The following is a 24,849-nucleotide window of genomic DNA, read 5'->3' on the forward strand; positions in this document are numbered from 1 at the left end:
ATCTGGTGATTAATAAAACGTTAATTTTCTAGAGATAATAATCGCTGGTGACTTGCTTTGGTTTAACTTTTTAACACTTGTTTAACTTAAGTGCCTTGTATATATTGTTTTTTCATTAAAATCAGTTTGATTTAAGCATTGAGGTCAATGCGCTTTTAAAGGATTAAGATGCACAGCGATGTTTCATTGCAGCGATTTAAGCAATTTCCGCGCTTGATGTGGATATTTTTGTTTGGGTCTTTTATCACCCGTGGCAGTTATTACATGGTGTGGCCATTCTTAGCCGTTATTTTATATGAGAAATTTGCGCTAAGTGCCACAGAGGTCGGCATGGTCTTGTCCAGCGCCGCGATTATTTCGGTATTTACGAGCTTTGTTGGTAGCTCATTGTCCGACAGAATCGGTCGTCATAAGCTGATGTACCTGACGGGCATCCTCTATATCATCTCGTTTTCGTTATTGGCTGAAGCAAATTCTGTCGAGGGGTATGTGGTCGTGATGACCCTGTGCTCTATGGCCACTTCACTGTGGCGACCGCTGACATCCGCCGCTATTGGCGACATTATTGCCGATCCTAAGACACGCGAATTGGCGATGCAGTCGCTGTATTTTATCGTCAACGTTGGCTGCGCCGTTGGCCCTATGTTGGGGGTATGGCTTGGTCTTACGGGCAAGCAATCCAGTTTCTACCTTACTGCAGTGGCCTTTGCCGTATTGTTGGCCTTGTTATATTGGGGATTTAACCATCAAACCCGTCAGGAACCTGCTATGGCGGCTGGCGCCTTATCGAGTGACAATTTAAGTGGCGATACGAGTGGCAGTGAAAGTGACTTTGTAAATGACATGACAAGTGATGGTGTTAATCGTGGTGTGAATAGCTTATCGACTGATGTAGAGGCAAGCACGAAAAAAGCGGCAGTCGTGAGCCGTAAGCAAATTATCGCCATTCTATTGCAAGATAAATTGCTGCAATGTTTAATTTTTGCCAATATTTTGTGTATGTTCATTTATGCCCAAATGGACAGTTCGTTGATCCAATATCTTACTCGCGCTGGTGCGCCTGATTTGCTGACGTTAATTTCTGGCATGATTTTCACCAATGCTATGGTGATTATCTCCACCCAATTTTTGCTATTGAAACTCATGGCCCGTTTTCCGCTCGTCAAACGGATTCAAATCGGATTGCTATTACTGATCGGCTCACAAATCTGGCTGGCATTTAATCCGCTGGATCTATTTTGGGGCTGGATAGGTGCGATTGTGGTGATGAGCGTCGCCGAGACTATTTTGTTCCCCACTATGAATGTGCATATCGACCGCTTAGCCCCTGATCATCTTCGCGGCGCCTACTTTGGGGCTGCTTCATTCTATGACTTAGGATTTGCGCTCGCGCCCCTTGGAGGTGGCATCATATTGGATCATTTTGGCGGTCAGTGGCTGTTTTTGACAGGCGCTTTACTCTCGGTATTGGTGATTTATCTGTACAGTATTTTTGATAAATTGCCGCGCCCCGATTTTGCCATGTTTAAAGCAGATTAATGTACTAGATCCATGTAGCCGTTATTCGCAGGGAACGTGATGCTTAGCGTGAGAATGGTCGAAATAGATTCTCTCAAGCCTGTGTATCGGTGCAGTTTGGCGAATTCAAATACCGTGTATAGGCTTGGTTTTCAAAAACTTAAAAGGCTGGCTCATGATGGTGAGTCAGCCTTTTATTATTCAGAAAACAATCGATAAACGATTGATTCGAAATGGTTAAATTAGAGCTGTACCGTAAAGATCACGTCTTTGCCTGCGGTGACACTGCCTTGGGCTTTGTCGAGGTATTTGACATCTTCCATGTTTGCCAAAACGACAGGAGTGAGTAGGCTGTCGACTTGATCTTTAAGGTAATCAATATCGAATGACAGGATCGGATCGCCGACTTTCACTTCTTGACCTTCCTGGGCCAAACGTTTAAACCCTTTGCCTCTCAGCTCGACTGTACCTACACCAAAGTGAACAAATAGCTCTAAACCTTGGGGAGACTCAATACTGAACGCATGATTTGTCTCAAAAATTTTACCTATAGTGCCGTCGATAGGCGCCAGAATTAATTCGCCTTTGGGGGCGATAGCGATGCCATCACCGACAATCTTTTCAGCAAAAACCACGTCGGGGACTTTTTCAATGGCGACGATATCCCCGGAAACGGGGGCATATACCATGATACCGCCAGCTAATTGAGTCTGGCCCGATACCAAGCGCCTTATTCGGCTTAAAAATCCCATAATCTAGAGCCTCTTTTGCTTGTTTTTGTCATTGTTTTTGTTCTGTAATGCAGCATAACGAATAAATGTCTCTATTTATAGCTTGTTATACACTGCTGTAAGCTTGCAATTCTATCTTGTTGTAATGCTGTGTGCGCTAATGCCGAAAATTGTGTGATGCTGCCTTGGCAAATGGCCGCTTTCACTTCTAAGAGTGAGCTTAAGTTAACACTGAGTTCGTCCAACCCCATGCCGATTAACAGTGGCGCAATTTGTGGTGAACTGGCGAGTTCACCGCACAGAGAAACTTTAACATTAGCGGCCTTAGCTTGGGTTATTGTCATGTTAATTAAGGCTAAAATGGCAGGCGAAAGGGACGGATAGTCACGGGTAAGCTGCGGGTTTGTCCTATCGGCTGCCATTGCATATTGGGTCAAATCGTTGGTGCCAATGCTGACAAAATCGAGTCTTGGCAGCATAGCGTTGAGGTTGAATACCGCAGCAGGGGTTTCGACAACGATACCGTAGCTAAGTTCGCCATAGCCTTTCTCTTCTTCTTCCAAGGCATCTTGGCACTGGGCAATAAGTGCAAACACTTCGTCCAATTCTTCGACTTGATTGACCATAGGGAACATCAAACGGATCGGGCCATGGTTGGCGGCACGCAAAATTGCCCTCAATTGGGTTTTAAATAATTCTGGGTGCGCCAAGGTGTAGCGAATGCCGCGAAGACCCAAGGCAGGATTATCTTCAATTTCTTGGCATAAACAGGGGAGTTCTTTGTCTGCACCTATATCTAAGGTGCGGATGGTAAAGGTTTTACCGCCTAGAGCGTGCAATGCATCACAATATAAGCTGTATTGGGCTTTTTCATCGGGCAGGGTGGCGACGTTCATCAACATAAATTCGGTGCGAAACAAACCTATTCCATCGGCGCCGACATCGCTGACATGGGTGATGTCGTTGAGATTACCCACGTTTGCCATGAGTCCCACAGTATGACCGTCTTGGGTTTGCGCTGGGACATCCTTGTAAGTTTGAAGTGCTGCGCGTCTTGCTTGTTCATGGTGAAAGGTGACTGTGAGTCTTGCCTGTTGGTCTGGATTGGGATTGACACAAAGTTCACCCGCGAGCGCATCGAGCACTAAGGGCGTACCGTTGGGAATAGAGTCTGCGTCGAACTGACAACTTAAGATGGCTGGAATGCCGGCTGCTCTGGCTAAAATGGCCGTATGGCTCGTTAAACCGCCCGTTTTCAGTACAATACCGCAGAGGTTTTCCCGCGGCAGTAAGGCAAATTCGGCGGGGGTCAAATCCTGCGCTAATAAGATAGTGGGTCTATCGAGTTTTTCGAGCCCTTGAGCTAAATGGCCGTTTATCGCCGCGACGACTCTTTGGCCTAAACAGCGCACATCTTGGGCTCTATTGGCTAAATAGGGATCATCTAAGGATTGTAACTCATTGGCCTGATGGGCAAAAATACGTTCAACCGCCACACTTGCCGACAATTGTAAGGTGCGAATAGCATCGTTCACTTGCTCGATTAATTCATCGTCTTCTAATAACAATAAGTCGGCTTCGATCAACTGATAATTTTCGGAGTCGCTGTCGAGTGCAGCTTGGCTGTGGGTCAGTTGTGCCTGTAGTTCTTGCAAGGCTTTGGCAAATTTACCCTGTTGTTGAGGGATTTTAGACAGGGGAATAGGGCGATAATCGAGGTGGTGTTCGGTGTGGTGCAGGTGAAGAGCCTGTCCAAAGGCAATTCCCGATGACACTATAATCCCCGTTATTGACATATCCCTTCCTAAATTAACCACTGAACTGAGTGTCCGTTAGCGATAGCGAGTCTAGTTGAGTGACGCTAAGCTTGTAAAGCGTTTGTATGTAAAGCATTAGCATGTCAAGACGGTCGAGACGAGTTTTTTGCGTGTCGGCTAAACCTGCAGATAAATGCACTTTAGCGTAGAAAAGGCCTAGCTTAGGGTTATGAGCAGCTCAGAGACTTTCTCAACCGCGGCCTGTGCCTGTTCACCTTCGGCAAACACTCTTACCGTGACGCCAGAATATAAGCCTAAGGTTTGTAGCTTAAACAGACTCTTAGCACTGGCTTGCTTACCATTACACTCGACCATGACATCGCAGTCAAAGGTTTTGGCTTCTTTAACCAGTAAAGCTGCAGGGCGGGTGTGAATCCCATGTTTGGCGGTAATGGTGACAGATTTTTCGTACATAGTAGATGAACTCATATTTAAAGGGGTATTACATTTCGTCTTTCGATTCTATGATGTGATAGCCCTGTTTTTTCAAGGCGGCGATGGCACTTTTGAGGCGATTATTTTTTACTAAAATGTAATCGGTATCAAAGGTCGAAATCGCAAAAATACTAATTTGTTCGTCCGCTAAGGTGCCAGACACTTTAGATAAAATGCCTGTCATCGAAAATCCCAGTGGCCCGAGTACTTCAAAGCAACACCAGCCCGGTTCTTGCTCTAGGCTGTCGAGTTCCATTTCACTGGAAACGACTAAAGATAAACCTTCTTGGGTCTTACCAATGAAATACATGTCCTGTGCAAAAACCTCACTGGGCAATACGGCATTCGGGCTAAAACTATGAATTGTGTACTGTTCAGGGTGAACGGCTAAGGTCATTCGCATGGCAGTGTCTCGGTTGGATTTTTAAGGCTAAAGCATACCGCATATCAAACGTTAGCGTGACAGAGAATTTGTGGTTAATGGGATTTTTTCGTTGAAATTCATTGTTGGTGAGATAGCGGTTCACAAGCGTTACCAGCAGGTTTACCCAAAGAAAAGGGCGCCCTATGGCGCCCCAGTCGACAAGTTATGCCGTTCTCATACACTTTCGTTAGATTTTAAACTGGCCTAAGGTGCGGGACATGTCTTGGCTAATGTCTTGCAGTGACTGAGCTGCATGGCTATTACTTTCGTTAGCTTTTACTGAGACTTCGGTTAATTCCGAAATATTACAAATATTTCGATTAATTTCTTCGGTCACCAGTGATTGCTCTTCGGTGGCGCTGGCTAATTGTGTGTTCATGTCACTGATATGGGCAATCAATTGCAGAATCGCCGCCATGGCTTTACCCGCTTCGTGGGCTTGGGCCTGTAGCTCATCGGATTGCAGTTGAGTTTGATTGTTGCTCTTCATCACTGAGCCAACACCGGATTGGATCTCGCTAATGATTTTTTGGATCTCATTGGTCGAGTCTTGGGTGCGAGTAGCAAGGGCGCGGACTTCATCGGCAACTACGGCAAAACCACGGCCGTGGGTCCCTGCTCGAGCAGCTTCAATGGCGGCATTGAGGGCGAGCAAGTTGGTCTGCTCGGCAATGCTGCGGATCACATCGAGAATGCTACCGATTTGCTGTGAGGCGACGCCCAGCTTTTGGGTGATGACTTCAGAGGCTTTTAATTCTGCCACCAGTTTTTCTGTGTTGCTGACTGTGTTGTCGATCACGACTTGGCTTTGCTGCGCTTGTTCTTTTACGCTGTTCGCCGCATCGGCCGCTTGCTGGGTATTGCTCGCCATTTCATGGGTGGTCGACAGCATTTGATTGACGGCTGTGGCGACGCTGCCTGTTTCTCTGTGGATATGTTCAGCACTCTGATTGGACTCTTCAACTGCAATCAAAAGTTGTTTTGCATCTTTATCTAATGCTTGGCCTAAAGGTTGTAAATGGCCGACCATGTCGCCAATTTTTTGGGCGAACATGTTGAAGGCGCGGGCGAGATGGGCAATCTCATCTTTACCTTGAGCATTAATGCGCTGACTTAAGTCGCCTTCGCCTTGGGCAATATCTTCAAGGGCATCAATAGCATCATTTAATGGTGAGGTGATGGAATGGTTAAGCACAAGGAAGAAGGCAAAAATCGGCACTGAAATCAAAAACATGATAATTAGATAGTCGATAATGACTGACTTTAAGCTCGCTTTGACATCGCTAAGATAAGCGCCTGTTATGACTGTCCAACCCCATTGTGGGTAGTAACGGGCTTCAGCAAGCTTGTCTTCTATCGCACGGGTCATAGGATCGGCGATAGGGTATTCGAGGGTCGTTTTCGATTTAGCACGCGCTAATGGCAGCATAGTGGCTAAGGGATTTGTGCCATTAGGTAACTTGAAGGTTAATGCTGAGGTGCCAATAAGATTTGCGCTATCCCCGTGAGCGAGGATTTGATTATTATCATCAATAACAATGAAGTAGCCGGAACCGGAATAGCGAGTTTGATTGATTAAATCCGCGGCGATTTGTTTAGCTTCTGCTTCGCTAAATTTACCTTTGAGCGCATCCTGACGGTGCACATCTATCACGCTTAAAATGCTGGCGAGCTGACCGTCTATCTGCAACCATTTCTGCTCAATTAAATTACTGTACTGTTCTTTAATTGAAAAACTGGCAAAACACACTGTTCCTATCGCGGCCATAAGGAGCATCATCATTAAGCGTTGCAAAATGGTAAATCGGCGCAAAAATGTGATCATTTGGATTCCTTAAGGGCTTATTATTGTGCATTAATATACCTGCGAATCAATCTCAATTGAATCGTCTGTGACATAAATTAAGCAAAAGCCGTTATAAAATATGAGTTTCTTTGATCTAAAGCAGGGAATAGTGATAGGGAACTTTAATCTGTTGCATTATGGGGCATGTTCTTATTAAGTTAGGCCGTTTTATAAGTCGTTTCATGTTGAAGGTTTTATCTGATCTATTAAATATCAATAAGTTAGCATTATGTTAATTTTGCCATCTTGCTATATTAGGCTAATCAATTGTTTTAATTTTGATTTTTTACGCTTTTACGCGCAAGATTAATTCATTATTCAGTTTGAGAATCGATTATGACCACAAATACTATCGTAACGTCGGATGATATTTTACTGAAGTTATGCCACTCAGTCGCCCACGTCCTTTCTAGCACCAGTGCCAGCAATGTTACCCATGCGGGTATGGTACAAAGTATTGCGCGTACTCGTCTTAAACCTGATCTCGGTTGTTTCTCGATTTTCGACGGTGGTTTTTCAGGACTGGTTGTGATCAACTTTTCAGCCTCTGCAGCGATTGAAATCTACCGTCGCTACATGCTGAACATGGGCATGCCTGAGTCTGAGCTCGCGTTTTCACATACTTCAGATGAAGTGAGTAATGTGATGGGCGAACTGATGAACCAAATTCTAGGGGATTTTATTAATAAAATTTCTAAAGAATTGCAAACATCCATCAGCCAAAGCCAACCAAAAATGTTGACGATTAATAAAGAGTTAACTATATCAATCGACGCTAACTTAGACGATGCAGTTGCCCGTAGAGTGTCGTTTAGGACAGAGAATAACCATATTTTCTACCTCGAGTTTGCCATGGACAAAACCGAATTCATTCGCTTAGATGAATTTGTCTACGATGAAGAATTCGATCCCGATAGTCTGTTAGAGCAGCACAGTTCGATTGGGGGAAATAACGACTCAAATTCGAATGTTTCGCCTTGGGTTAAGATGGCCGATAAACCCGCCATTGCGACTCGTGCCATTGATAATGAAGCCGATGATTTGCTCGATCAGCTCGGCATTTAACCAGAGTCTCTAATGTAAGACGGATGTTAACGCATTCGTCTATACAAGTGGGTGGAACTGTTTTAGTATCGACGCAAAATAATAACTAAGGTTAAATCCTCTTTATGGCATCGAAAGCGACCTCGATTGATATTGCTTATCGTGCTGGCGTATCCCAGTCAACGGTTTCCCGTGCCCTTAGAAACAGCCCGTTAGTCAATTTAGAAACTCGCCAACGTATTCAAACTATTGCCAAAGAGCTGAATTATAAGGTCGATAAAAATGCCAGTAATCTTCGCACCCAAAATAGCCATACCTTAGCGCTGTTATTGTGTGAAGACCCTACTAACGATGACTCGTTAATCAATCCTTTTTTCCTGTCTATGCTTGGCTCCATTACTCGAGCAACAGCGCAGCAGGGTTATGATTTACTCGTTTCTTTTCAGCAATTATCCAACGATTGGCACGCCGATTATGAAGACAGTAATAAAGCCGATGGCATTATTCTGCTCGGTTACGGCGACTACATGGACTACGAGCAAAAGTTGGAGCGATTGCTCGCGCAGAATACTCACTTTGTGATCTGGGGCGCTGAGCATAACAATAAGTCAGTACTTTCCATTGGTTGTGATAATCATCAAGGCGGCTTGATTGCCACAGAGCACTTGATTTCCCTTGGTCGTAAAGCTTTTGCCTTTTTAGGCGATGCCTCAAGCCACAGCCCTGAGTTTAGGGACAGATATTTAGGCCATGTGAAGGCGCTGCAAATGGCGAATATTGCTGTCGATCGCACTAAGCAAGTGTCGGCAATTAGCACTGAAAGTGCTGGCTACGATGCGGCTATGGCATTGATGGCCAAAGGCGCACAGTTTGATGCTATTTTTGCTGCTAGCGATCTGATTGCCATTGGTGCTATTCGTGCGCTGAAAGAGAAGGGCATTTCAGTCCCACAACAAGTTGCAGTGGTGGGATATGATGATATTCCGGTGGCGAGTTTTGCCAATCCGCCATTAACGACCATTAAGCAGAATACCCAATTAGCTGGTGAAATTTTAGTCGACAGTGTACTCAAACTTATCCGCGGACAAGAGGTGAGTGCGCAGCTTATTCCGACGACCTTAGTGGTTCGCAGTTCCTGCGGCATTGATAGTGCGCCGCTTAAGCCGTTATAGATGGGCCGTTATTGCTAGGAGCTTGCTGTTTTTTGCTGGCAAGTCGTTGAGCACTTAATTTGCTTATTGAAACATCGCCGATAATCCTTGGATTTATCGGCTTTTTGCTTTTTGGGATCACTTAACCGCATATTGACGTAAAAACTTCGGCACATCTGCTTTGGTTTTCTTGGCGATTTTTTGCAGTAACTCGAAGGTGGGAGCATTGAGACCGAACTCTTGCTGAAGGTCTGCCAGCATTGCCAGCCACAAATGGCCAGTCATTTCGGCATCGGCTAAGGCGCGGTGAAAGGTGCCATCGCTTGGTAACTGTTTATAGCGCACTAAAGTACCTAACTGATGATTCGGTGCCGCTGGATATAAACGTCTTGCCACTAGCAAAGAGCAACCAAATTGCCCTCGATAGCGATGGCGAATTTGAGCAAATTCCACGTCTAAAAAGCGCTGATCAAATGCCGCATTGTGGGCGACTAAGTTATGATCGGCGATAAAGTCGGCAAAACGCGCCATCACTTCATTGCAGGGCGCTGCATCCCTGAGCATTTGATTGCTGATCCCTGTGTAGTCCTCAATAAAACGACTTATTCTAAATCCTGGGTTCATCAACTCTGAAAATCTTTGGGTGATCACGCCGTTTTCAATCAGCACAGCTCCGATTTCAATCGCGCGGTCCCCTTGATTGGGCGATAGCCCCGTGGTTTCAAAGTCGAGCACGACCAAAGTGTTAGCTGCAGATGTAGGCATAGATCTTATGTGGACTCTATAAATGATGTGTCAGCATTGCCTTCTTTGACAGCGCAATGCTTTTAGATAAGCCGATTGTAATTCAATACGTTAGTAAATTCACTATCACATTGACGCTGATAAAAGACTTAATGCTTTGTTGATCCGGTCGAGCTTTCTTGGTTTCGCTTCCTGTTAGCATTTACCTCTATGAATAACAGTTTGGTTTGTGAGCGACCCATGCAACTCGATATTAATGGCTTAACGCCCGCGCAATTTTTAGCAGAATATTGGCAGAAAAAACCTTTGGTTATCCGCCAAGGATTCAAACATTTTCAAGATTTAATCTCGCCCGAAGAGTTAGCTGGCTTAGCCATGGATGAACTGGTGGAATCTCGGCGAGTGTACCAACAGGCAGGGCAATGGCAGGCTGAATTTGGCCCTTTTGATTCCTACGATCATCTCGGTGAACGGGATTGGACTTTGATCGTGCAAGCCTTGAACAACTGGGTGCCCGATGCAGAAGCCCTGATCCAATGTTTTGATTTTATTCCGCGCTGGCGTTTAGATGATGTGATGGTGAGTTTTGCGACGCCTGGCGGTGGCGTGGGGCCGCATATCGATCTGTATGATGTGTTTATTTGCCAAGGTTCGGGACGTCGCCGCTGGCGCGTAGGCGATCTGGGGCCGCACAAAGAGTTTGCCGCCCATCCCGCTTTGCTGCACACAGAAGCCTTTGAACCGATTATCGATACTGAGTTATTGCCCGGTGACATTCTTTATATTCCCCCAGGATTCCCCCATGACGGCATAACCTTAGAACAGTCTTTAAGTTTTTCAGTAGGTTATCGCACAGCTTCCGCCAAAGATATGGTAAGTGCTTTGGCCGATCATCTGTCTGAGCAAGATTTAGGCGCACAGCAGATTGAAGATCCAGATCGCGAGCTGACAACGCGCAGTGGTTGTGTAGATAATCGCGATTTAGCGCGGTTACGCACGCAACTGACTAATATGTTAACCGATGAACTGGTGAGCGAGTTTTCGGGCCGCTATTTAACTCAATCTAAATGCGCCCTCGATTTACCCGATGAGCCGTTGGACATCACGCAAGACGAAGTGCTCGCATGGCTCGATGAGCAGCCGCTTATTCGCCTCGGCGGACTGCGTTGTTTGTATTTTGATATCAATGTGGGACAAGGCGTTGTGTATATTAATGGTGATAAGTATCTGCTTTCAGCCGAATTGGCCGAGGTGATCCCACTACTATGTGATAGCAATCAGTTAGATAAAACCGCCTTAGCCCCCTGGTTAGCCGATGCCGATTTGCTTAAGCTGCTTACTGAGTGGGTGAACCTCGGTTACTGGTACTTTGAAGACCTGAGTGATGAAGAGTGTTAGGGCTGAATTAGCTCTAAAGCTCTACAGGTTTAAAAACTGAACAGTTTTTAAAGTGGCATGTCAGCGACTTACTGACATGGTATTCTTTTATCAATGGACTGATAGTAATGTCATTTGCATAGTACTGTTCAGTCATACTGAGCAATGAAAGCATTGGTCAAAGTCGAGGTCGTAACTCAACCAAATTCACTTAGTTGTGGCACGCCCTGCCATCGGAATAAAAAAGGAGGCTAATTAGCCTCCTTTTTGTGGTTTAAATCTTACTGAGTGGATTACGCAGCACGTTCCTGTGAAGTGGTTGAAACCACTTCTGGACGAAGTTCTGCTGGGTCAAAGTCATCAACGTTGATTGATTTCATACGACCAATTTCCGCTCTTTCCAGTAATTGCACTTCTGCATCGCTTAACACACCTAAGGCTTTACCTTCTGCGGCAACTTTATCTAACCACATAAATGGTAGACGTTTACCGCTCGCTTTACAGACTTTGTCATGCAGCGGTTCAGACGCGATGATGTCAAGTAGTGTTTGTTCTTGGATACCCACAGCATTGTGCTCAGAGTTAGTCCAGAACTGACCTTTACCTAAACGGTCACGGCTTTCACACGGTGTTTGCATGATCTTAGCAACTTTATGATCTAACACATCGCTTGGGCGTTTCAGTGGACGACCGAATGGGAACATCACCACACGTAACGCACCGCCAAGGCCCATAGGGAAGTTATCCAGTAAATCGTCTAAAGAAGCTTGCAGCTTGTACAGCGCATCTTCAACTGCCCATTGTACTAATGGCAAGTCGTCGGTTTGACGGCCTTCATCTTCATAGCGTTTCAGTGTGGCTGATGCCAGATACAGTTGGCTCAGTAAGTCACCTAAACGGGCAGAGATACGTTCTTTACGTTTAAGGTTGCCGCCCAAGGTTGCCATGGCTAAGTCAGAAAGCAGGGCAAGGTTGGCACTGAAACGGTTCATCTGTTGATAATAACGTTTGGTTTTATCTGAATAAGGCGCGTTAGAGAAACGGCTTGATGTCAGACCTAACCAGAAGCTACGGATGAAGTTACTGGTCGCGAAACCAATGTGACCAAAGATAGCCGCATCAAAGTTAGCTAAACCTTGACCCGATTCAGTATCAAACGCTGACTCCATTTCTGCGAGTACATACGGATGGCAACGAATCGCGCCTTGGCCGTAGATGATCATAGAACGGGTGAGAATGTTTGCACCTTCAACAGTAATTGCGATAGGCGCAGCTTGGTAGCCACGGCCTAAATAGTTATTGGGGCCAAGACACACGCCTTTACCGCCGTGAATATCCATGGCATCGATAACGCATTTCTGCATTCTGTCGGTCAGGTGATATTTCACAATCGCAGAGATAACCGACGGTTTTTCACCTAAGTCGATACCTGTGGTGGTCAACGTGGTTACAGCATCCATCAGATAAGCGTTACCGCCGATGCGTGCCATTGGCTCTTCGATACCTTCAAGCTTACCGATAGGCAATTTGAACTGACGACGAATGCGAGCATAAGCCCCTGTTGCTAGTGCCGCGGTTTTCACGCCGCCCGCTGAGTTTGATGGCAGGGTGATACCACGACCCACAGATAAACATTCCACCAGCATGCGCCAACCTTGACCCGCCATTTTCGGGCCGCCAATGATGAAGCTTAATGGCACGAATACTTCGTTGCCGCGAGTCGGACCGTTTTGGAACATGCAGTTGAGCGGGAAGTGACGACGACCCGTTTCTACTCCTTCCACATCGGTAGGGATCAAAGCACAGGTGATGCCGAGTTCTTCTTTATCGCCAAGTAGATGCTCTGGATCGCGCAGTTTAAAGGCTAAGCCTAATACTGTCGCGACAGGGGCTAAAGTGATGTAACGTTTGTTCCAGGTCAGTTTCATACCCAGAACTTCTTCACCTTCCCATTGGCCTTTACACACAATACCAAAGTCAGGAATCGAGCCTGCATCGCTACCTGCTTCTGGGCTGGTCAGTGCAAAACAGGGGACTTCTAAGCCTTTGGCTAAACGCGGTAAATAATGGTTTTGTTGCTCTGGCGTGCCGTAATGTTGCAGCAGCTCTCCAGGGCCTAAAGAGTTAGGTACGCCAACAGTTGAAGCCAATTCACTGCTTAACCCCGCCAGTTTTTGTAACACACGAGATTGAGCATAAGCTGAATATTCTAAACCGCCGTATTTTTTCTTAATGATCATGGCGAAGAAACCGTGATCTTTCAGATATTGCCATACGTCAGCAGGCAGATCGGCAAGTTGATGTGACACTTGGTGTTGATTCACCATGCGGCACACTTCTTCAACAGGGCCATCGAGGAAGGCCTGTTCGTCTGCACTTAAACGCGCAACGGGGTAGTTATGGAGTTTTTTCCAGTTCGGGTTACCCGCAAACAGATCCGCTTCCCACCAAGTGGTGCCGGCTTCAATCGCTTCTTTCTCTGTTGAAGACATTTCCGGCATGATGCCGCGATATACCTTCATCAGTGGACGACTGATCACATTTTGTCTAAATGCACTGATATTAAACGGCAGCGCGATCACGAGGAAAACGATCCAAGAGATAGGGCCGACAACATCGAGTGTCCATCCTGCTGTCATCACAACAGCGGCTGTAATAGTGGCAGTGAGCAAAGATACCCGAAGGTAAGCTAGGGCTCCTAGCACTAAGATCATGGCGATGATCCAAAGTAGGGTAGTCACTGTAATTCTCCTTAAATATGACCGAGTGCCAACCACAGGTCATAGAGTGTTTTATTGATTGCGATCACAATTATAGTTTGTGGTCAGACCTGTGTCGCATAAAAGTTAAACCTAAGAGAATTTTAATACAAGTATTTTTCAAACAATTGTTTAAATTATTTGTCAGCTTTGATCATTCCACAAATGTCATCAACTAGTTACAATGCCAATAAGTAGTTTTTTTGATTGATGATAGGCGAGAAATATGTGCGAGTTACTGGCGATGAGCGCCAATGTGCCGACCGATATTGTGTTTAGTTTTACGGGATTAGCACAACGTGGTGGTGTAACCGGTCCCCACGTGGACGGCTGGGGTATTACTTTTTACGAGGGGAAAGGCAGCCGTACTTTTAAAGATGCTTGCCCGAGTAGCGAATCGCATATTGCAAAATTGATCAAATCCTACCCGATTAAAAGTGAAGTGGTGATAAGCCACATTCGTCAGGCGAATCGCGGTTGTGTGTCTTTAGAGAATACTCATCCTTTTACCCGCGAATTATGGGGACGTTATTGGACCTATGCCCATAATGGTCAATTGACGGACTATCTGCCCAAGTTTCATGTCTCGCGCTATCAACCCGTAGGCGATACCGATAGCGAACTTGCTTTCTGTTGGATTTTGGAACAAGTCGCCCAGAAGTTTGGCGGTACTAAACCTGAAGATATGTTGGCAGTTTTCCATTACGTCGCAACGTTGGCCGAGCAAATCCGTGCCTTAGGTGTGTTCAACATGATATTGAGCGATGGCGAGCATTTAATGAGCTATTGCAGTAATAACTTATGTTACATCACTCGCCGCGCGCCGTTTGGTAAAGCGAAACTTATCGATACCGATGTGGTGATTGATTTTAATAAGGAAACTACCGCCCATGATGTGGTGACTGTGATTGCGACTCGCCCGTTGACCGAAAATGAACAGTGGCGCGTTATGCAGCCGGGTAACTGGAAGCTGTTTAGATTGGGTGAGCTGTTAATCGATCTCTGATGTTATGCCGTTGAGCTAAATAATGAGGGCGAGCGGATTTACGGTTGATTTTGTTTTGTTCAGGTCACTTTATTAAAAAGTTCGAGTCAGTATCTAACATACCTTCTAGCAATCAGTGATGAACCATTAGCGATGAACATTAACCGAAACCGAACTTAGAGGTAGGCCCTAAGTTCAGTTAGATATAGTTCAGTTAGGTATACGGTTGGGTTTTATTCGATATGAGTTTGGCTTTAGTTCAGTATTGTTAAGCTAAGGCTTTGTATCATTGGGTTAAGTTTATACATCTTAACTCAACGCCTTACCGATTAACCTTCAGTCGTGCCGAGTAGTTTAGGCACTAGCGGTTTCTCTGCAATGTCTGCAGGTATGGTTTCTTGGTTCGGCACTTCATCGAAGTGATATTTAAGTAACTTAATATCGAGTTGCTTACTGCCTTTTTCAAAGTGAGTTAACCTCACGGGCAAATACGCTAAGTCAGGCGCCATCCAGAAGAAGGTTTGACGTTTTTTATTGTCACGCACGACTTCAATTTTGACTGTGTCGTAACTGCCGCTGTCGATGTTCATTCGTTCTTTACCGATCACATGAAACTTGTATTCATCGACTTCGTTGTCCTTGACCATCTTATAGTCGAGCACTTCTTTGCCTGCCATCATATCTAGCCTAAATTGCAACTGCACCATAAGAGGATCAAAGATTTTATCATCATAGGGAAACTTGCCTTTTTCATCTTTGTAACGTGTATGAATAAAGCCTTGAGCTTTGGCGAATGCGGTTTGCTCCGTGTAATTAGGCCCGACACCTTGGCGTTGTTGTAAGTAACGCAAAGGACTGAGCTGCGTATCATTTTGAGTAAATTCACTCAAGATGTGGCGCACATCGGTTAACAATAACAGGCTGAGATCGCTATCAAAACGATACTTAAACACGCCATCTTCGGCATTGGGTAGCGTGTATTTGGCTTTCCCTAATTCAATGTCTCCATAGTTGACTTGGTATTCGGCCGTCTGCGGTGTTAGCGGCGTTGGCGCTGCCATGGCAAACATACTTTGAGTGAGGACGGTAAAACTCACTAATAATGTGGGAATGGTACGCAAAGAATGCTCCTTGGGTCGCAGGTTTTCACCTTGTATCACAACAGAATGGTCGGTAGTGGTTGATAAAAAAGTGTCGAGTAGCATGCTTACTTACACAGTTTCTGGGTCAATCAGTTGAGCATAAATCAATTATCGGATCGACTGTAAGCAGGTTATAGCCGAGGACGACGTTTCTGTAAATAGAGATGTAAATAGTTTATAGATCAATATATTAAACTAAAATGGCATTGCCATGACTAAAGTCACCAGATCCGGGCGCCACTCGTATTCAGACAAACTAATTTTGCCGCAGTTCACTGTTATCCCTTCAATTCTTAATAATTCCATCTGTTCTTGAAAGAAGGTTGAATTTTTCTCGAAGGATATTTTGCCTTGACTATTGAGTACCCTATGCCAAGGGAGTGACAAATATTCGGGAGCTGCTTTCAGCGCTTTTGACACATAACGCGCTCGTCCCGGTAATCCTGCATAATCGGCAATTTTGCCATAGCTGCTGATTTTACCCTGCGGGATCATGGCGACGATATGCCAGATTTTCGCCATAGGAGACAAGTCCACTGCTTGGGGCTGTTTTCTCGCTACACTCTGTTTATCTTGTTCAAGATATTGATACAGTGGTGATTTTTCTTTAGGAAACGATGCCATTGAATTGTTAACCTTCAGCTTAATGGTATTCACTCACAAAGAATCACGCTCAAAAACTTTTGCTTGATGAGTTCACGCTAGTGTAACGGTAAAGCATGGCTTAGCGGAAGATGAGAGGGTATTTGACGTTTAAAGGATTAAGCACTTCTCGATATTTTTATCGGCTAGCTCGATTACTAACAAAATATTTAAACTGTTTTTAGCTTAAATATTGTGTAAATGGTCAAATAGTCCATAATAGCGCCAATTTTTTTGACTCGATGAGAGAAGATAACTGGCATGGCTGTACTCGATATTCTAACTATTCCCGATGAGCGCCTTAAACGTAAAGCGCAACCTGTAAAAGATATTGAAGCTGTTCAGGGATTTATCGATGATTTAATCGAAACCATGTATCACACGGACGATGGTATAGGTTTAGCGGCAACGCAAGTCGGCAGTATAGATGCCATTATCGTGATCGATTTATCTGACGGTCGCGACCAGCCTTTAGTGCTGATTAACCCTGAGATTGTTGAAAAGTCAGGTGAATTCGTCGGTGAAGAAGGTTGTCTGTCTATCCCAGGTTATCGCGCTAAAGTGTCACGTTTTGAAAAGGTTAAAGTGACAGCCTTAGACAGAACTGGCAAGGCTATCGAAATCGAGACCGATGAGTTTTTAGCCATAGTGTTGCAGCACGAAATCGACCATTTGCATGGCAAAGTATTTATCGAACATTTATCCATGCTAAAACAACAAATCGCCCTTAAAAAAGTGCGTAAATACGCTTAAGCCTATTGCATAAAAGCGTGCACAAAAAAGTGTATGAGCGCGCTGATTTGCGTGTTGCACCTCCTGACTAGCCGCATTTTACGATGCGGCTTTTTTGTATCTAAAATTGGTATGTAAAACCTGAGTTTGAATGTCTTCGACTTGATATGTGAACATAACAACTTGTTTTAACTGTAATGAGTGGATAAGGTAGCCAGCAATATCCGCTAGCAATAAATTCAGTAGCATCATTAGCGGCAGTGTATGGATACGGTAGGGAAACAGATGAAACTTAAGATCATAACCAGCGGCATAATCTCACTCGCAATGCTTTCACTCAGTGGCTGCAGCGCATTTTTTAACGGTAATACCACAGATAAAAAGGCGGTATCGAGTAGTTTAGTCGAATACTTATACCCAGATGAGACGAGCCGCCAAGCCCAGCAGCCATCCTTACCTGTACTGCGTTTGCCAATTACCGTCGGCATTGCTTTTTTACCTTCATCCCATTGGCAAGCCGATGCCATAGACAGTCGCGCCCAAGTCGCTTTGCTCAACAAGGTGAAACAATCCTTTATTAAATACGATTATATCGATCGTATTGAAATCATTCCGAGCACCTATCTTAAAAATGGCAAAGGTTTTAATACCTTGCAGCAAGTTGCCCGCCTGCATGACGTCGATGTGATGGCGCTGGTATCTTACGATCAATTGATGCAAAGCCACGAGAACAAATCCGCCATCCTTTATTGGACTATCGTGGGCATGTATTTAATCCCTGGCAATGAGAATGCAATCCAAACCTTTGTTGATACCGCAGTGTTCGATATGCGCAGCCAGAAGATGTTATTTAGGGCGCCGGGCATAAATCAGTTAACTGAAAGTTCAACCGCTGTTGGCGTGACGACAACCCTAAGGGAGAAATCCTATGAGGGTTTTGATCTTGCGGTGAACGATATGATCGTCAATTTAGACGATGAGCTCGCCGGCTTTAAAACACGGGTTAAAGAAGAGCAGGTTGCCACCATAGAACATAAACAAGGTTACAGCGGCGGTGGCAGTTTATCGCTATTGATACTTTCACTACTGGGGATTTTTGCGCTGCGCCGTTTAACGATTTGCCGTGAATAAGAAAATTAAGCGCCAATTAAGATCGTTAAGGATGAGCAAATTGAAGTTTGCTTTGAATCAAGACGTGGGCAAAAAGTATATAAAGTTGAGCACAGGTTCTGGTTATCAACTTACTTGTAGTTAACGTTTTGATTTTATTTTTAAAGTGGTTTGCAGAGGCTGTGGTGTTGCGTCGGACACCACTTACGCGGCCGTGATACATTACGCGTTTAACAAGGAGAAAAATTAAATGGATTTAAATTCACTATTACTGTTTGCAGTTGCTTGCCTTGCTATCAATCTTATCCCTGGACCCGATGTTATCTACATTGTATCTAACACAATGAAAGGGAAAATGATCAGTGGTCTTAAAGCTGCGACGGGTCTAGGTGTAGGTTATTTTGTTCACACGCTTGCTGCTAGCTTGGGATTATCTGCCATCATTCTCAGCTCAGCGTTGGCTTTTAGTATTGTGAAGTGGTTGGGCGCCGCGTATCTAGTGTATTTAGGCATTCAAGCGTTAATATCAATGTGGCGTGGCAACAATAAAATTGTGGTCGATGACAATAGCAAACCAAACGGCAACGTAGTTTTCCAAGGCATTGTCGTTAGTGTACTTAACCCTAAAGTCGCTTTATTTTTCCTCTCTTTTTTGCCGCAGTTTATTGACCCGTTAGCGGGTTCAACGTCAATTCAGCTGTTAACCCTTGGTCTTATTTTCAGTTTGTTAGCGACCTTGTGTAACGTCCTTTATGCGTCGGCAGGAAGCTGGGTATTTAGTCGCCCCAATTCCCTGCGTTATTCGAGAGCCTTAGAGGGGATATCAGGTGTGTTGCTTATTGGCTTGGCCAGTAAAGTCATGACCAGTGATAGATAGTGGAATAAGGTCATTTTGTTGAGTAAGACATAAGTCCTCTTTGCTATGATAGATATGAGCTTTTCAATCTAGCTATGACAGAGATCGCTTTTGATTACGAACAATGATTTTTTATTATGAGTGATGGCACTGACTCCCGTTATAACTTCACAAAATACGGTAGCGCGATGAGTGCTATGCCGATGCAGACGAGTAAGATTAGGTTGCTGACAAAATAAGGGTAGATCATCAGGGTTATCCCAACGACAAGAGGGATGGAGGACGCTTGGCGTTTGCCATAGATGAAAAAGCCAAGACCAAAGAGGCTAAAGACTAAACTCCATAGTAATAATGCTGGATTATCAAACATCTTGAGTTCCTAAATGGTTAGCCTAGGTAGGCTTTGACCTTATCACAGCGTCAAACTGGTCAATCGATTACTTAAACTATTGGTTAAACGGCTGCGTCGTTTTATTGAGTCTAATGCTGACTATCCCGTAGCGTAATTAAGCTTTATTCATCTTATTGCTGCGATGTTGCCTTATTTCACTCGTGCTATAGCTCATATAACTCTAAGGGTAAGCCGTCGGGATCGCTAAAGAAGGTGAATTTTCTGCCTGTGTATTCGTCAATGCGGACGGGTTCAACGGTAATGTTATGGGTATGAAGATGTTCGATGGCGGTTTCAATCGATGCTACGCGAAAGGCGAGATGCCTAAGTCCACAGGCTTCGGGATAGCTTGGTCGTTTGGGCGGATTATCGAATGAAAACAACTCAATTTGACTCTTATCGGCCAGTTGCAAATCAAGTTTATAGGACTTACGTGCCTCACGGAAATGCTCTGCAAGCACGGTAAGGCCAAGAATGGTTACATAAAAGTATTTGGCCTTTTGATAGTCGCTGCAAATAATCGCTGCATGGTGAATGCCGAGTAACATCGCTTTCCTTTGTGATTTTTAAAGGGTGATCAAATAAGATAGAAAGGTTTGAGAGTATAACTGTTAAAAAAAGATAGCGTCACAGTTTAGCATGACGCTATCGGTCGATTTCACTTTTTAGCTCACCTAGGCTTTTTGCTCGTTTAATCTTCTAGCTCGAATATGGCTGAAGACAGCGGTGCAAGTTGCATCTGAACTTGTCCTTCCCCTTGTTTGACAACCAACTGCGCTTTATTGTCTTCCAGCAAATCCTTAAGTGGATAGGTCCCATCCGTTAACTGCCATTGGTCGATAAGTGGCTTTGGCAGCTTAAGGGATAATGGCTTTGCTTGGGTTTGATTAAAGTTATTCACAATAATCAGTTTTTGGCCCGTTTTATTGGCTGTATTTTCCTCAAAGCGCACAAAGGCAAAAGTGCTGTCATCATAACCCGTTGCATTGCTATGAGTATCCATTGTGGCGGTTTGTGTGCTGCGGTTGGCGGCATCAAGCGAGTAATATTTTCCTAAGAGCGCAGGTACATTTTTACCTGTGCTTAGGTTCAGTAATTTTTGATAATAAGCCCGCAAAGTGACTTCCTTTACGGTTGATTGTCCACCATCAAACTTGCCATTGTTCATCCAGCGCTGATGGGCTGGGACGCCAACATAGTCAAAAATACTGGTGCGTGATGCATGACCAAATCCTGGGTTGTCGGTGGCGGCTTCTCCCACTTCTTGGCCAAAATACACTAACGTCGGTGAAGTGCCTATCGTTGCCGACACTACCATAGCGGGTAGGGCATAGTGTGGATTCTCGGCTTGGGTTGCCGTGGGCTTATTTGTGTGTAGCGATGCTAAAAATGCTGCATTACCAATACGTTGCTCGTCGTGGTTTTCTAAAAAGTGCAGCATGTGAGATTCAATATCCTGCACTTTTTCCTGATCTGCCGCGATATTAGCTGTGCTGGTTTTACCCGCCATCACGGCTTTGAGCGTGTCGTAAAGGTCAACCTTATCGTACAGATAATCCATCTTGCCAAGCTGGATATAATCTCGGTACAAGTTAGGGTTATAGACCTCGGCCAAGATAAAGGCATCGGGATTTGTGTGTTTTATCTGGCTGTTGAGATAGCTCCAAAACTCCACTGGTACCATTTCTGCCATATCATAGCGAAAGCCATCGACCCCTTTCGCTAGCCAGTACTGCGCAATCTGATTGAATTTAATCCAAGAGCTTGGGAGCTCGGCTAAGTGTTGTTGCCAAAAAGCGTAATGCTGCGCCTGCGTTAAAGTGGCGAAATTGGCTGGCAGGCGGGGGAAGTCATACGTGCCATCGGGGCGTACGCCGTAATTGATTTTGACGGTTTCGTACCAATCATTGGCATCGGGTTTGGCTAAGCGTGAGCCATTGCCGGTCCATTTTGCGGGAAATTCGTTGAATTTGCCGTCACTTAAGGGGTGAGCTTCTCCGCCCAGCGGTTTAAGTCCTGCGGGTAAGCTTGGCACTTCAAAGGCATGCGCTTTTCCCTTTGCCCCCTCCGAGCCCTTATTAACATCAACTTTATCAACGACGTAATAGAAGTTGTTATTTTTGGCATACTCCAGACTGGTATCATCATCTTCGCCAAAATCGCGCACGCCTTGGGGTTTACTCACGGATTGATAATGGCGCGCCACATGGTTTGGCACGATATCGATAATCACCTTTAAGCCGTGGTGATGGGTACGGGCAATGAGCGCTTTGAACTCGGCTAAACGGTTGGCGGGATTGACCGCCAGATCTGGGTTGACGTTGTAGTAATCTTTGACTGCGTAGGGTGAGCCCGCGCGTCCTTTGACCACATCGGGATCATCAGTACTCACGCCAATCGCGCTGTAATCACCAATCAATGCATGGTGAGGAACGCCCGTGTACCACACATGGGTAACGCCTAGGTCCTTGATGCTATTGAGTGCAACATTGTCGATATCATTAAACTTACCGACGCCATTGTCGGCAATCGTGCCCCAAGGTTTGTTGGTTGGATTTTTATTGCCATAAAGGCGAGTAAAGATTTGATACACAACAGGTTTAAGCGTCATAACCTCACTATCAGACTTTGGTAGTAACTTATTATCAAGCGTCAGCGCCGATGCATTCACATCAGCCGATAAGCTAAAAAGCGAGGCAGTTAATAAAGAGGCACTGAATAGAGCGTTTAAACATAAGCTGAGTGATGACTGTCGGCGCTGCTGGGTTTTTGCTGCTTTGGTTATAAGTAAAGCCACTATGGGAAATTTAGCCTCTTCGGGGCACTGAATCACTCGGGAATAGATAGGCGATAAAAAGCTCAAGACTGAATTCCTTTTAGGGTTGAGTTTTTGATTGGGTGAGTTGTTTGAGCCTGAGTTAAATCGCTAGCTGAGTAACTCATATGATTAGAGGTTTGACGGCTAGGTAAGCCAGTATTTAGCTGCGGTCTGGCTTTAAGCTCAAGGATAGTGACCCCTGCATGGGGCAATGTTATCGCTTGATTGAGTGAAACGGTTTTGCCACTGATGATGTCAGTAGCGTCGCCGCTATCGTCAAGAACACTGGCAAAGCGGTTTATATCTAGCGTGACTATCTTGTCATTTTTATTGTAAATCACCATGACTTTGCCGGCCGAGGGCTGAGTGCAGGCATTGTGTTGGGTTAGAGAATTGTTTTGTATTAGTGACTTAAGCGCTTCGGCTTTCTGTTCAGCTGATAATGGGTCATTCAATAAGCAACGAAATTGTACATAGATGCCATCCTGCGGCACAAAGTGCAGTAAATCACCCGATTGCAGCGCAGGGGATTGTTTACGGTAATTCAGTAGGGTACGGATAAATTGCTGTGCTTGTCGTTGAGGTTCACTCAGTCCTTTGCCGGTAAAGGCATTCGTGGCACTGTTGGCAAAGCCGCCGGGGAAATCACTGCGCACAACACCATCGTGACGACCTTCGGTTGGGCTGGTCATCAAGACTTCAGTGCCGTAGAACAGCTGTGGAATGCGTTTGGCGGTCAGCACATAGGTGAGGGCCATCTTGTATAAGTCTATATTTTCTTTCACTAAACTGAAAATCCGATTGGTGTCGTGATTGCCTTCAAATAACACTAGCTGACTGGGTGAGGCATACACAACATCGTTGGCTAACATCTCGTAAAGTGTGATAAAGCCTGTGTCCCACGCCTCTGGCTCATTAAGGCTGGCAATCAATTTTTCATATAGCGGGAAGTCCATCAAACTGGGTAAATCTGAGGTATAGCCATCGGCATTGATTTTGCCCTTTTGCCAATAGGACACTGTGATGGGGTTTGCGGTCCATTCTTCGCCAACAATATTAAAATTTGGGTACTCAGCCATTACGGCCTTAGACCATTTAGCGAGAAACCCTTTGTCGGCGTAGGAGTAAGTATCTTCACGTATCCCCGAAAGTCCTGCGTACTCGACCCACCAAATACTGTTTTGGATAAGATAGGTTGCCAGTTTTGGATTGCTTTGATTTAGATCTGGCATAGTGTCGGTAAACCAGCCGTCGACAAAATCAATATGATCTTGCGCTGCCGCGTAGGGATCTTGCACTGTCGTGCGCCTATGGCTGGTGAAACGGGGGCTGGTAACGCTGGATTTAATAGCACTGGATTTAGTATCGGTAGACTGCATCAAGTCAGGCTTGGATTTGCGATTATGTAGCTGCGTTTTTGTGGCATCGTTCAGCCAGTCTTGGCTAGGTAAATCATTGAGCCACCAATGGTTAGAGCCGATATGATTCACCACAATATCTTTAATCACTCCAAGCCCAAGCTTGTTAGCCTTAGCGACTAAGGCTTTATAATCTTCGTTGCTGCCAAAGCGGGGATCGACGCGGTATAAATTGGTAATTGAGTAACCGTGGTATGAATACTGGGCTTGATTATTCTCAAGCAGTGGATTGATCCATAACTGAGTCACGCCAAGTTTTGCCAGATATGCTAAGTGCTGGCTGATCCCTGCTATATCGCCGCCATGGCGAGCATCGTGATAATAGGGGGTGCTGGGATTGCTAGGAGAGTTAGCCGCGACAGGCTCTAGCATATCGGCCTGATTGTCATTACTCGTGTCGCCATTGGCGAATCGGTCCGGCGTGATAAGGTAAATCACATCCTTATTGCTAAACCCTTGGCGCTCACGGCTGTCCTTAACACGCCCTTGCAACTTATAGGGCAGGCGATAAAGAGGCGTGTCGGCTTTTGAAGCGGGATCCGTGTTGGAAATCACCAGATCAAAGGTTTGCGGCGCTGCTTGGCTCAGATCTAAATTGATAAACAGATAGTGAGGGTTATCAGTGTGTTCAAGGCTTTTAAGTGTGATGCCTTTTCCTTGTATATCAAGCTTAATCTGCTGCGGAAAGCTTGGAAGTTCGCGGCTATACAGCATCAGCTGTAACTCAGGATTCTGCATTCCCGCCCACCAAAAAGCGGGTTCAAGCTTAACGTTCGTCGATATATTCGGCTCTAGAGTGTTCGCATGGACAGGATTAAATGAACAGTAAACTACTGATAAATAAAACGCTATTAGCCAGTTTTGACGGATCATAATGTAAGCCTTTTAAAGATAGAGAAGTAAAATGCG

Annotated in this window: 21 protein-coding genes; 8 read left to right on the forward strand and 13 right to left on the reverse strand. The window is 45.1% G+C overall.

The genetic code is table 11. From position 1 onward, the window contains the following. Nucleotides 1-168: 168 nt before the first annotated feature. Complete coding sequence (locus L5M28_RS12925; protein ID WP_263203509.1) at nt 169-1,539, forward strand: MFS transporter; 1,371 nt, start codon at nt 169-171, stop codon at nt 1,537-1,539. Between the two features lie 221 nt (nt 1,540-1,760). Here L5M28_RS12925 and crr read toward each other — a convergent pair whose 3' ends face one another. The 5 genes from crr to L5M28_RS12950 all read right to left on the reverse strand — a co-directional run bounded on the left by crr (nt 1,761) and on the right by L5M28_RS12950 (nt 6,750). Next, nucleotides 1,761-2,270 carry a PTS glucose transporter subunit IIA gene (crr, locus tag L5M28_RS12930; protein WP_006081821.1) on the reverse strand — a complete coding sequence of 170 codons (510 nt, stop codon included), beginning with the start codon at nt 2,268-2,270 and terminating at the stop codon, nt 1,761-1,763. A 71-nt stretch (nt 2,271-2,341) separates the two neighbouring features. Then, complete coding sequence (gene ptsP / locus L5M28_RS12935; RefSeq protein WP_198573285.1) at nt 2,342-4,045, reverse strand: phosphoenolpyruvate--protein phosphotransferase; 1,704 nt, start codon at nt 4,043-4,045, stop codon at nt 2,342-2,344. Between the two features lie 177 nt (nt 4,046-4,222). Continuing rightward, nucleotides 4,223-4,480: an HPr family phosphocarrier protein gene (locus tag L5M28_RS12940; RefSeq protein ID WP_006081819.1), complete on the reverse strand. Its 258-nt coding sequence runs from the start codon at nt 4,478-4,480 to the stop codon at nt 4,223-4,225. Nucleotides 4,481-4,508: 28 nt separating this feature from the next. Next, nucleotides 4,509-4,904 (reverse strand): ACT domain-containing protein, encoded by a 396-nt coding sequence (locus L5M28_RS12945; RefSeq protein ID WP_198573284.1) that lies wholly within the window; start codon nt 4,902-4,904, stop codon nt 4,509-4,511. Between the two features lie 208 nt (nt 4,905-5,112). After that, on the reverse strand, nt 5,113-6,750 hold the full coding sequence (locus L5M28_RS12950; protein ID WP_263201088.1) for a methyl-accepting chemotaxis protein: 1,638 nt from the start codon (nt 6,748-6,750) through the stop codon (nt 5,113-5,115). A 357-nt stretch (nt 6,751-7,107) separates the two neighbouring features. Here L5M28_RS12950 and L5M28_RS12955 point away from each other — a divergent pair, with 357 nt between their 5' ends. Both L5M28_RS12955 and L5M28_RS12960 read left to right on the forward strand, forming a co-directional pair. Continuing rightward, the gene (locus L5M28_RS12955) at nt 7,108-7,836 is read left to right on the forward strand and encodes a DUF3334 family protein (RefSeq protein ID WP_028760052.1); all 729 of its coding nucleotides are present in this window, start codon (nt 7,108-7,110) and stop codon (nt 7,834-7,836) included. A 104-nt stretch (nt 7,837-7,940) separates the two neighbouring features. After that, nucleotides 7,941-8,987 (forward strand): LacI family DNA-binding transcriptional regulator, encoded by a 1,047-nt coding sequence (locus L5M28_RS12960; protein ID WP_263203511.1) that lies wholly within the window; start codon nt 7,941-7,943, stop codon nt 8,985-8,987. Between the two features lie 117 nt (nt 8,988-9,104). Here L5M28_RS12960 and L5M28_RS12965 read toward each other — a convergent pair whose 3' ends face one another. Next, nucleotides 9,105-9,731, reverse strand: a complete 627-nt coding sequence (locus L5M28_RS12965; RefSeq protein ID WP_263203512.1) for a PolC-type DNA polymerase III — start codon at nt 9,729-9,731, stop codon at nt 9,105-9,107. Between the two features lie 219 nt (nt 9,732-9,950). Here L5M28_RS12965 and L5M28_RS12970 point away from each other — a divergent pair, with 219 nt between their 5' ends. Next, nucleotides 9,951-11,108 carry a cupin domain-containing protein gene (locus L5M28_RS12970; RefSeq protein ID WP_263195780.1) on the forward strand — a complete coding sequence of 386 codons (1,158 nt, stop codon included), beginning with the start codon at nt 9,951-9,953 and terminating at the stop codon, nt 11,106-11,108. A 272-nt stretch (nt 11,109-11,380) separates the two neighbouring features. Here the strand turns inward: L5M28_RS12970 and fadE are convergent, their stop codons facing one another. Further along, a complete protein-coding gene (gene fadE, locus L5M28_RS12975; RefSeq protein WP_263203513.1) occupies nt 11,381-13,828 on the reverse strand; it encodes an acyl-CoA dehydrogenase FadE in 2,448 nt (815 codons plus the stop codon). A gap of 244 nt (nt 13,829-14,072) precedes the next feature. On the opposite strand from fadE, the gene L5M28_RS12980 reads away from it, so the two are divergent. Then, nucleotides 14,073-14,852, forward strand: coding sequence for a class II glutamine amidotransferase (locus L5M28_RS12980; protein WP_263195782.1), 780 nt, complete (start codon nt 14,073-14,075; stop codon nt 14,850-14,852). A gap of 308 nt (nt 14,853-15,160) precedes the next feature. Here the strand turns inward: L5M28_RS12980 and L5M28_RS12985 are convergent, their stop codons facing one another. Continuing rightward, on the reverse strand, nt 15,161-15,952 hold the full coding sequence (locus L5M28_RS12985) for a DUF3108 domain-containing protein (protein WP_198573280.1): 792 nt from the start codon (nt 15,950-15,952) through the stop codon (nt 15,161-15,163). Between the two features lie 216 nt (nt 15,953-16,168). Then, complete coding sequence (locus tag L5M28_RS12990) at nt 16,169-16,597, reverse strand: MGMT family protein (RefSeq protein WP_263195783.1); 429 nt, start codon at nt 16,595-16,597, stop codon at nt 16,169-16,171. A 279-nt stretch (nt 16,598-16,876) separates the two neighbouring features. Between L5M28_RS12990 and def the strand changes: the two genes are divergently transcribed. From def to L5M28_RS13005, 3 genes are all read left to right on the forward strand, one after another. After that, on the forward strand, nt 16,877-17,368 hold the full coding sequence (def, locus tag L5M28_RS12995) for a peptide deformylase (protein WP_263195784.1): 492 nt from the start codon (nt 16,877-16,879) through the stop codon (nt 17,366-17,368). 264 nt (nt 17,369-17,632) lie between these two features. Further along, on the forward strand, nt 17,633-18,478 hold the full coding sequence (gene rhlP / locus L5M28_RS13000) for a rhombotarget lipoprotein (protein ID WP_263195785.1): 846 nt from the start codon (nt 17,633-17,635) through the stop codon (nt 18,476-18,478). A gap of 229 nt (nt 18,479-18,707) precedes the next feature. Then, nucleotides 18,708-19,334 carry a LysE family translocator gene (locus L5M28_RS13005; RefSeq protein ID WP_263195786.1) on the forward strand — a complete coding sequence of 209 codons (627 nt, stop codon included), beginning with the start codon at nt 18,708-18,710 and terminating at the stop codon, nt 19,332-19,334. A gap of 139 nt (nt 19,335-19,473) precedes the next feature. On the opposite strand, the gene L5M28_RS13010 is transcribed toward L5M28_RS13005, so the two are convergent. From L5M28_RS13010 to L5M28_RS13025, 4 genes are all read right to left on the reverse strand, one after another. Next, nucleotides 19,474-19,683 carry a hypothetical protein gene (locus L5M28_RS13010; RefSeq protein ID WP_263195787.1) on the reverse strand — a complete coding sequence of 70 codons (210 nt, stop codon included), beginning with the start codon at nt 19,681-19,683 and terminating at the stop codon, nt 19,474-19,476. 185 nt (nt 19,684-19,868) lie between these two features. After that, complete coding sequence (locus L5M28_RS13015; RefSeq protein ID WP_263195788.1) at nt 19,869-20,252, reverse strand: VOC family protein; 384 nt, start codon at nt 20,250-20,252, stop codon at nt 19,869-19,871. Nucleotides 20,253-20,395: 143 nt separating this feature from the next. Continuing rightward, a complete protein-coding gene (locus tag L5M28_RS13020) occupies nt 20,396-22,567 on the reverse strand; it encodes an alpha-amylase family protein (RefSeq protein WP_263203515.1) in 2,172 nt (723 codons plus the stop codon). Beyond that, nucleotides 22,564-24,813, reverse strand: a complete 2,250-nt coding sequence (locus L5M28_RS13025; protein ID WP_263203516.1) for a glycoside hydrolase family 13 protein — start codon at nt 24,811-24,813, stop codon at nt 22,564-22,566. Before L5M28_RS13025 ends, L5M28_RS13020 begins: the two co-directional genes overlap by 4 nt. Nucleotides 24,814-24,849 lie beyond the last annotated feature (36 nt).

The organism is Shewanella sp. SW32, from assembly GCF_025653365.1.
Lineage (GTDB): Bacteria > Pseudomonadota > Gammaproteobacteria > Enterobacterales > Shewanellaceae > Shewanella > Shewanella oncorhynchi.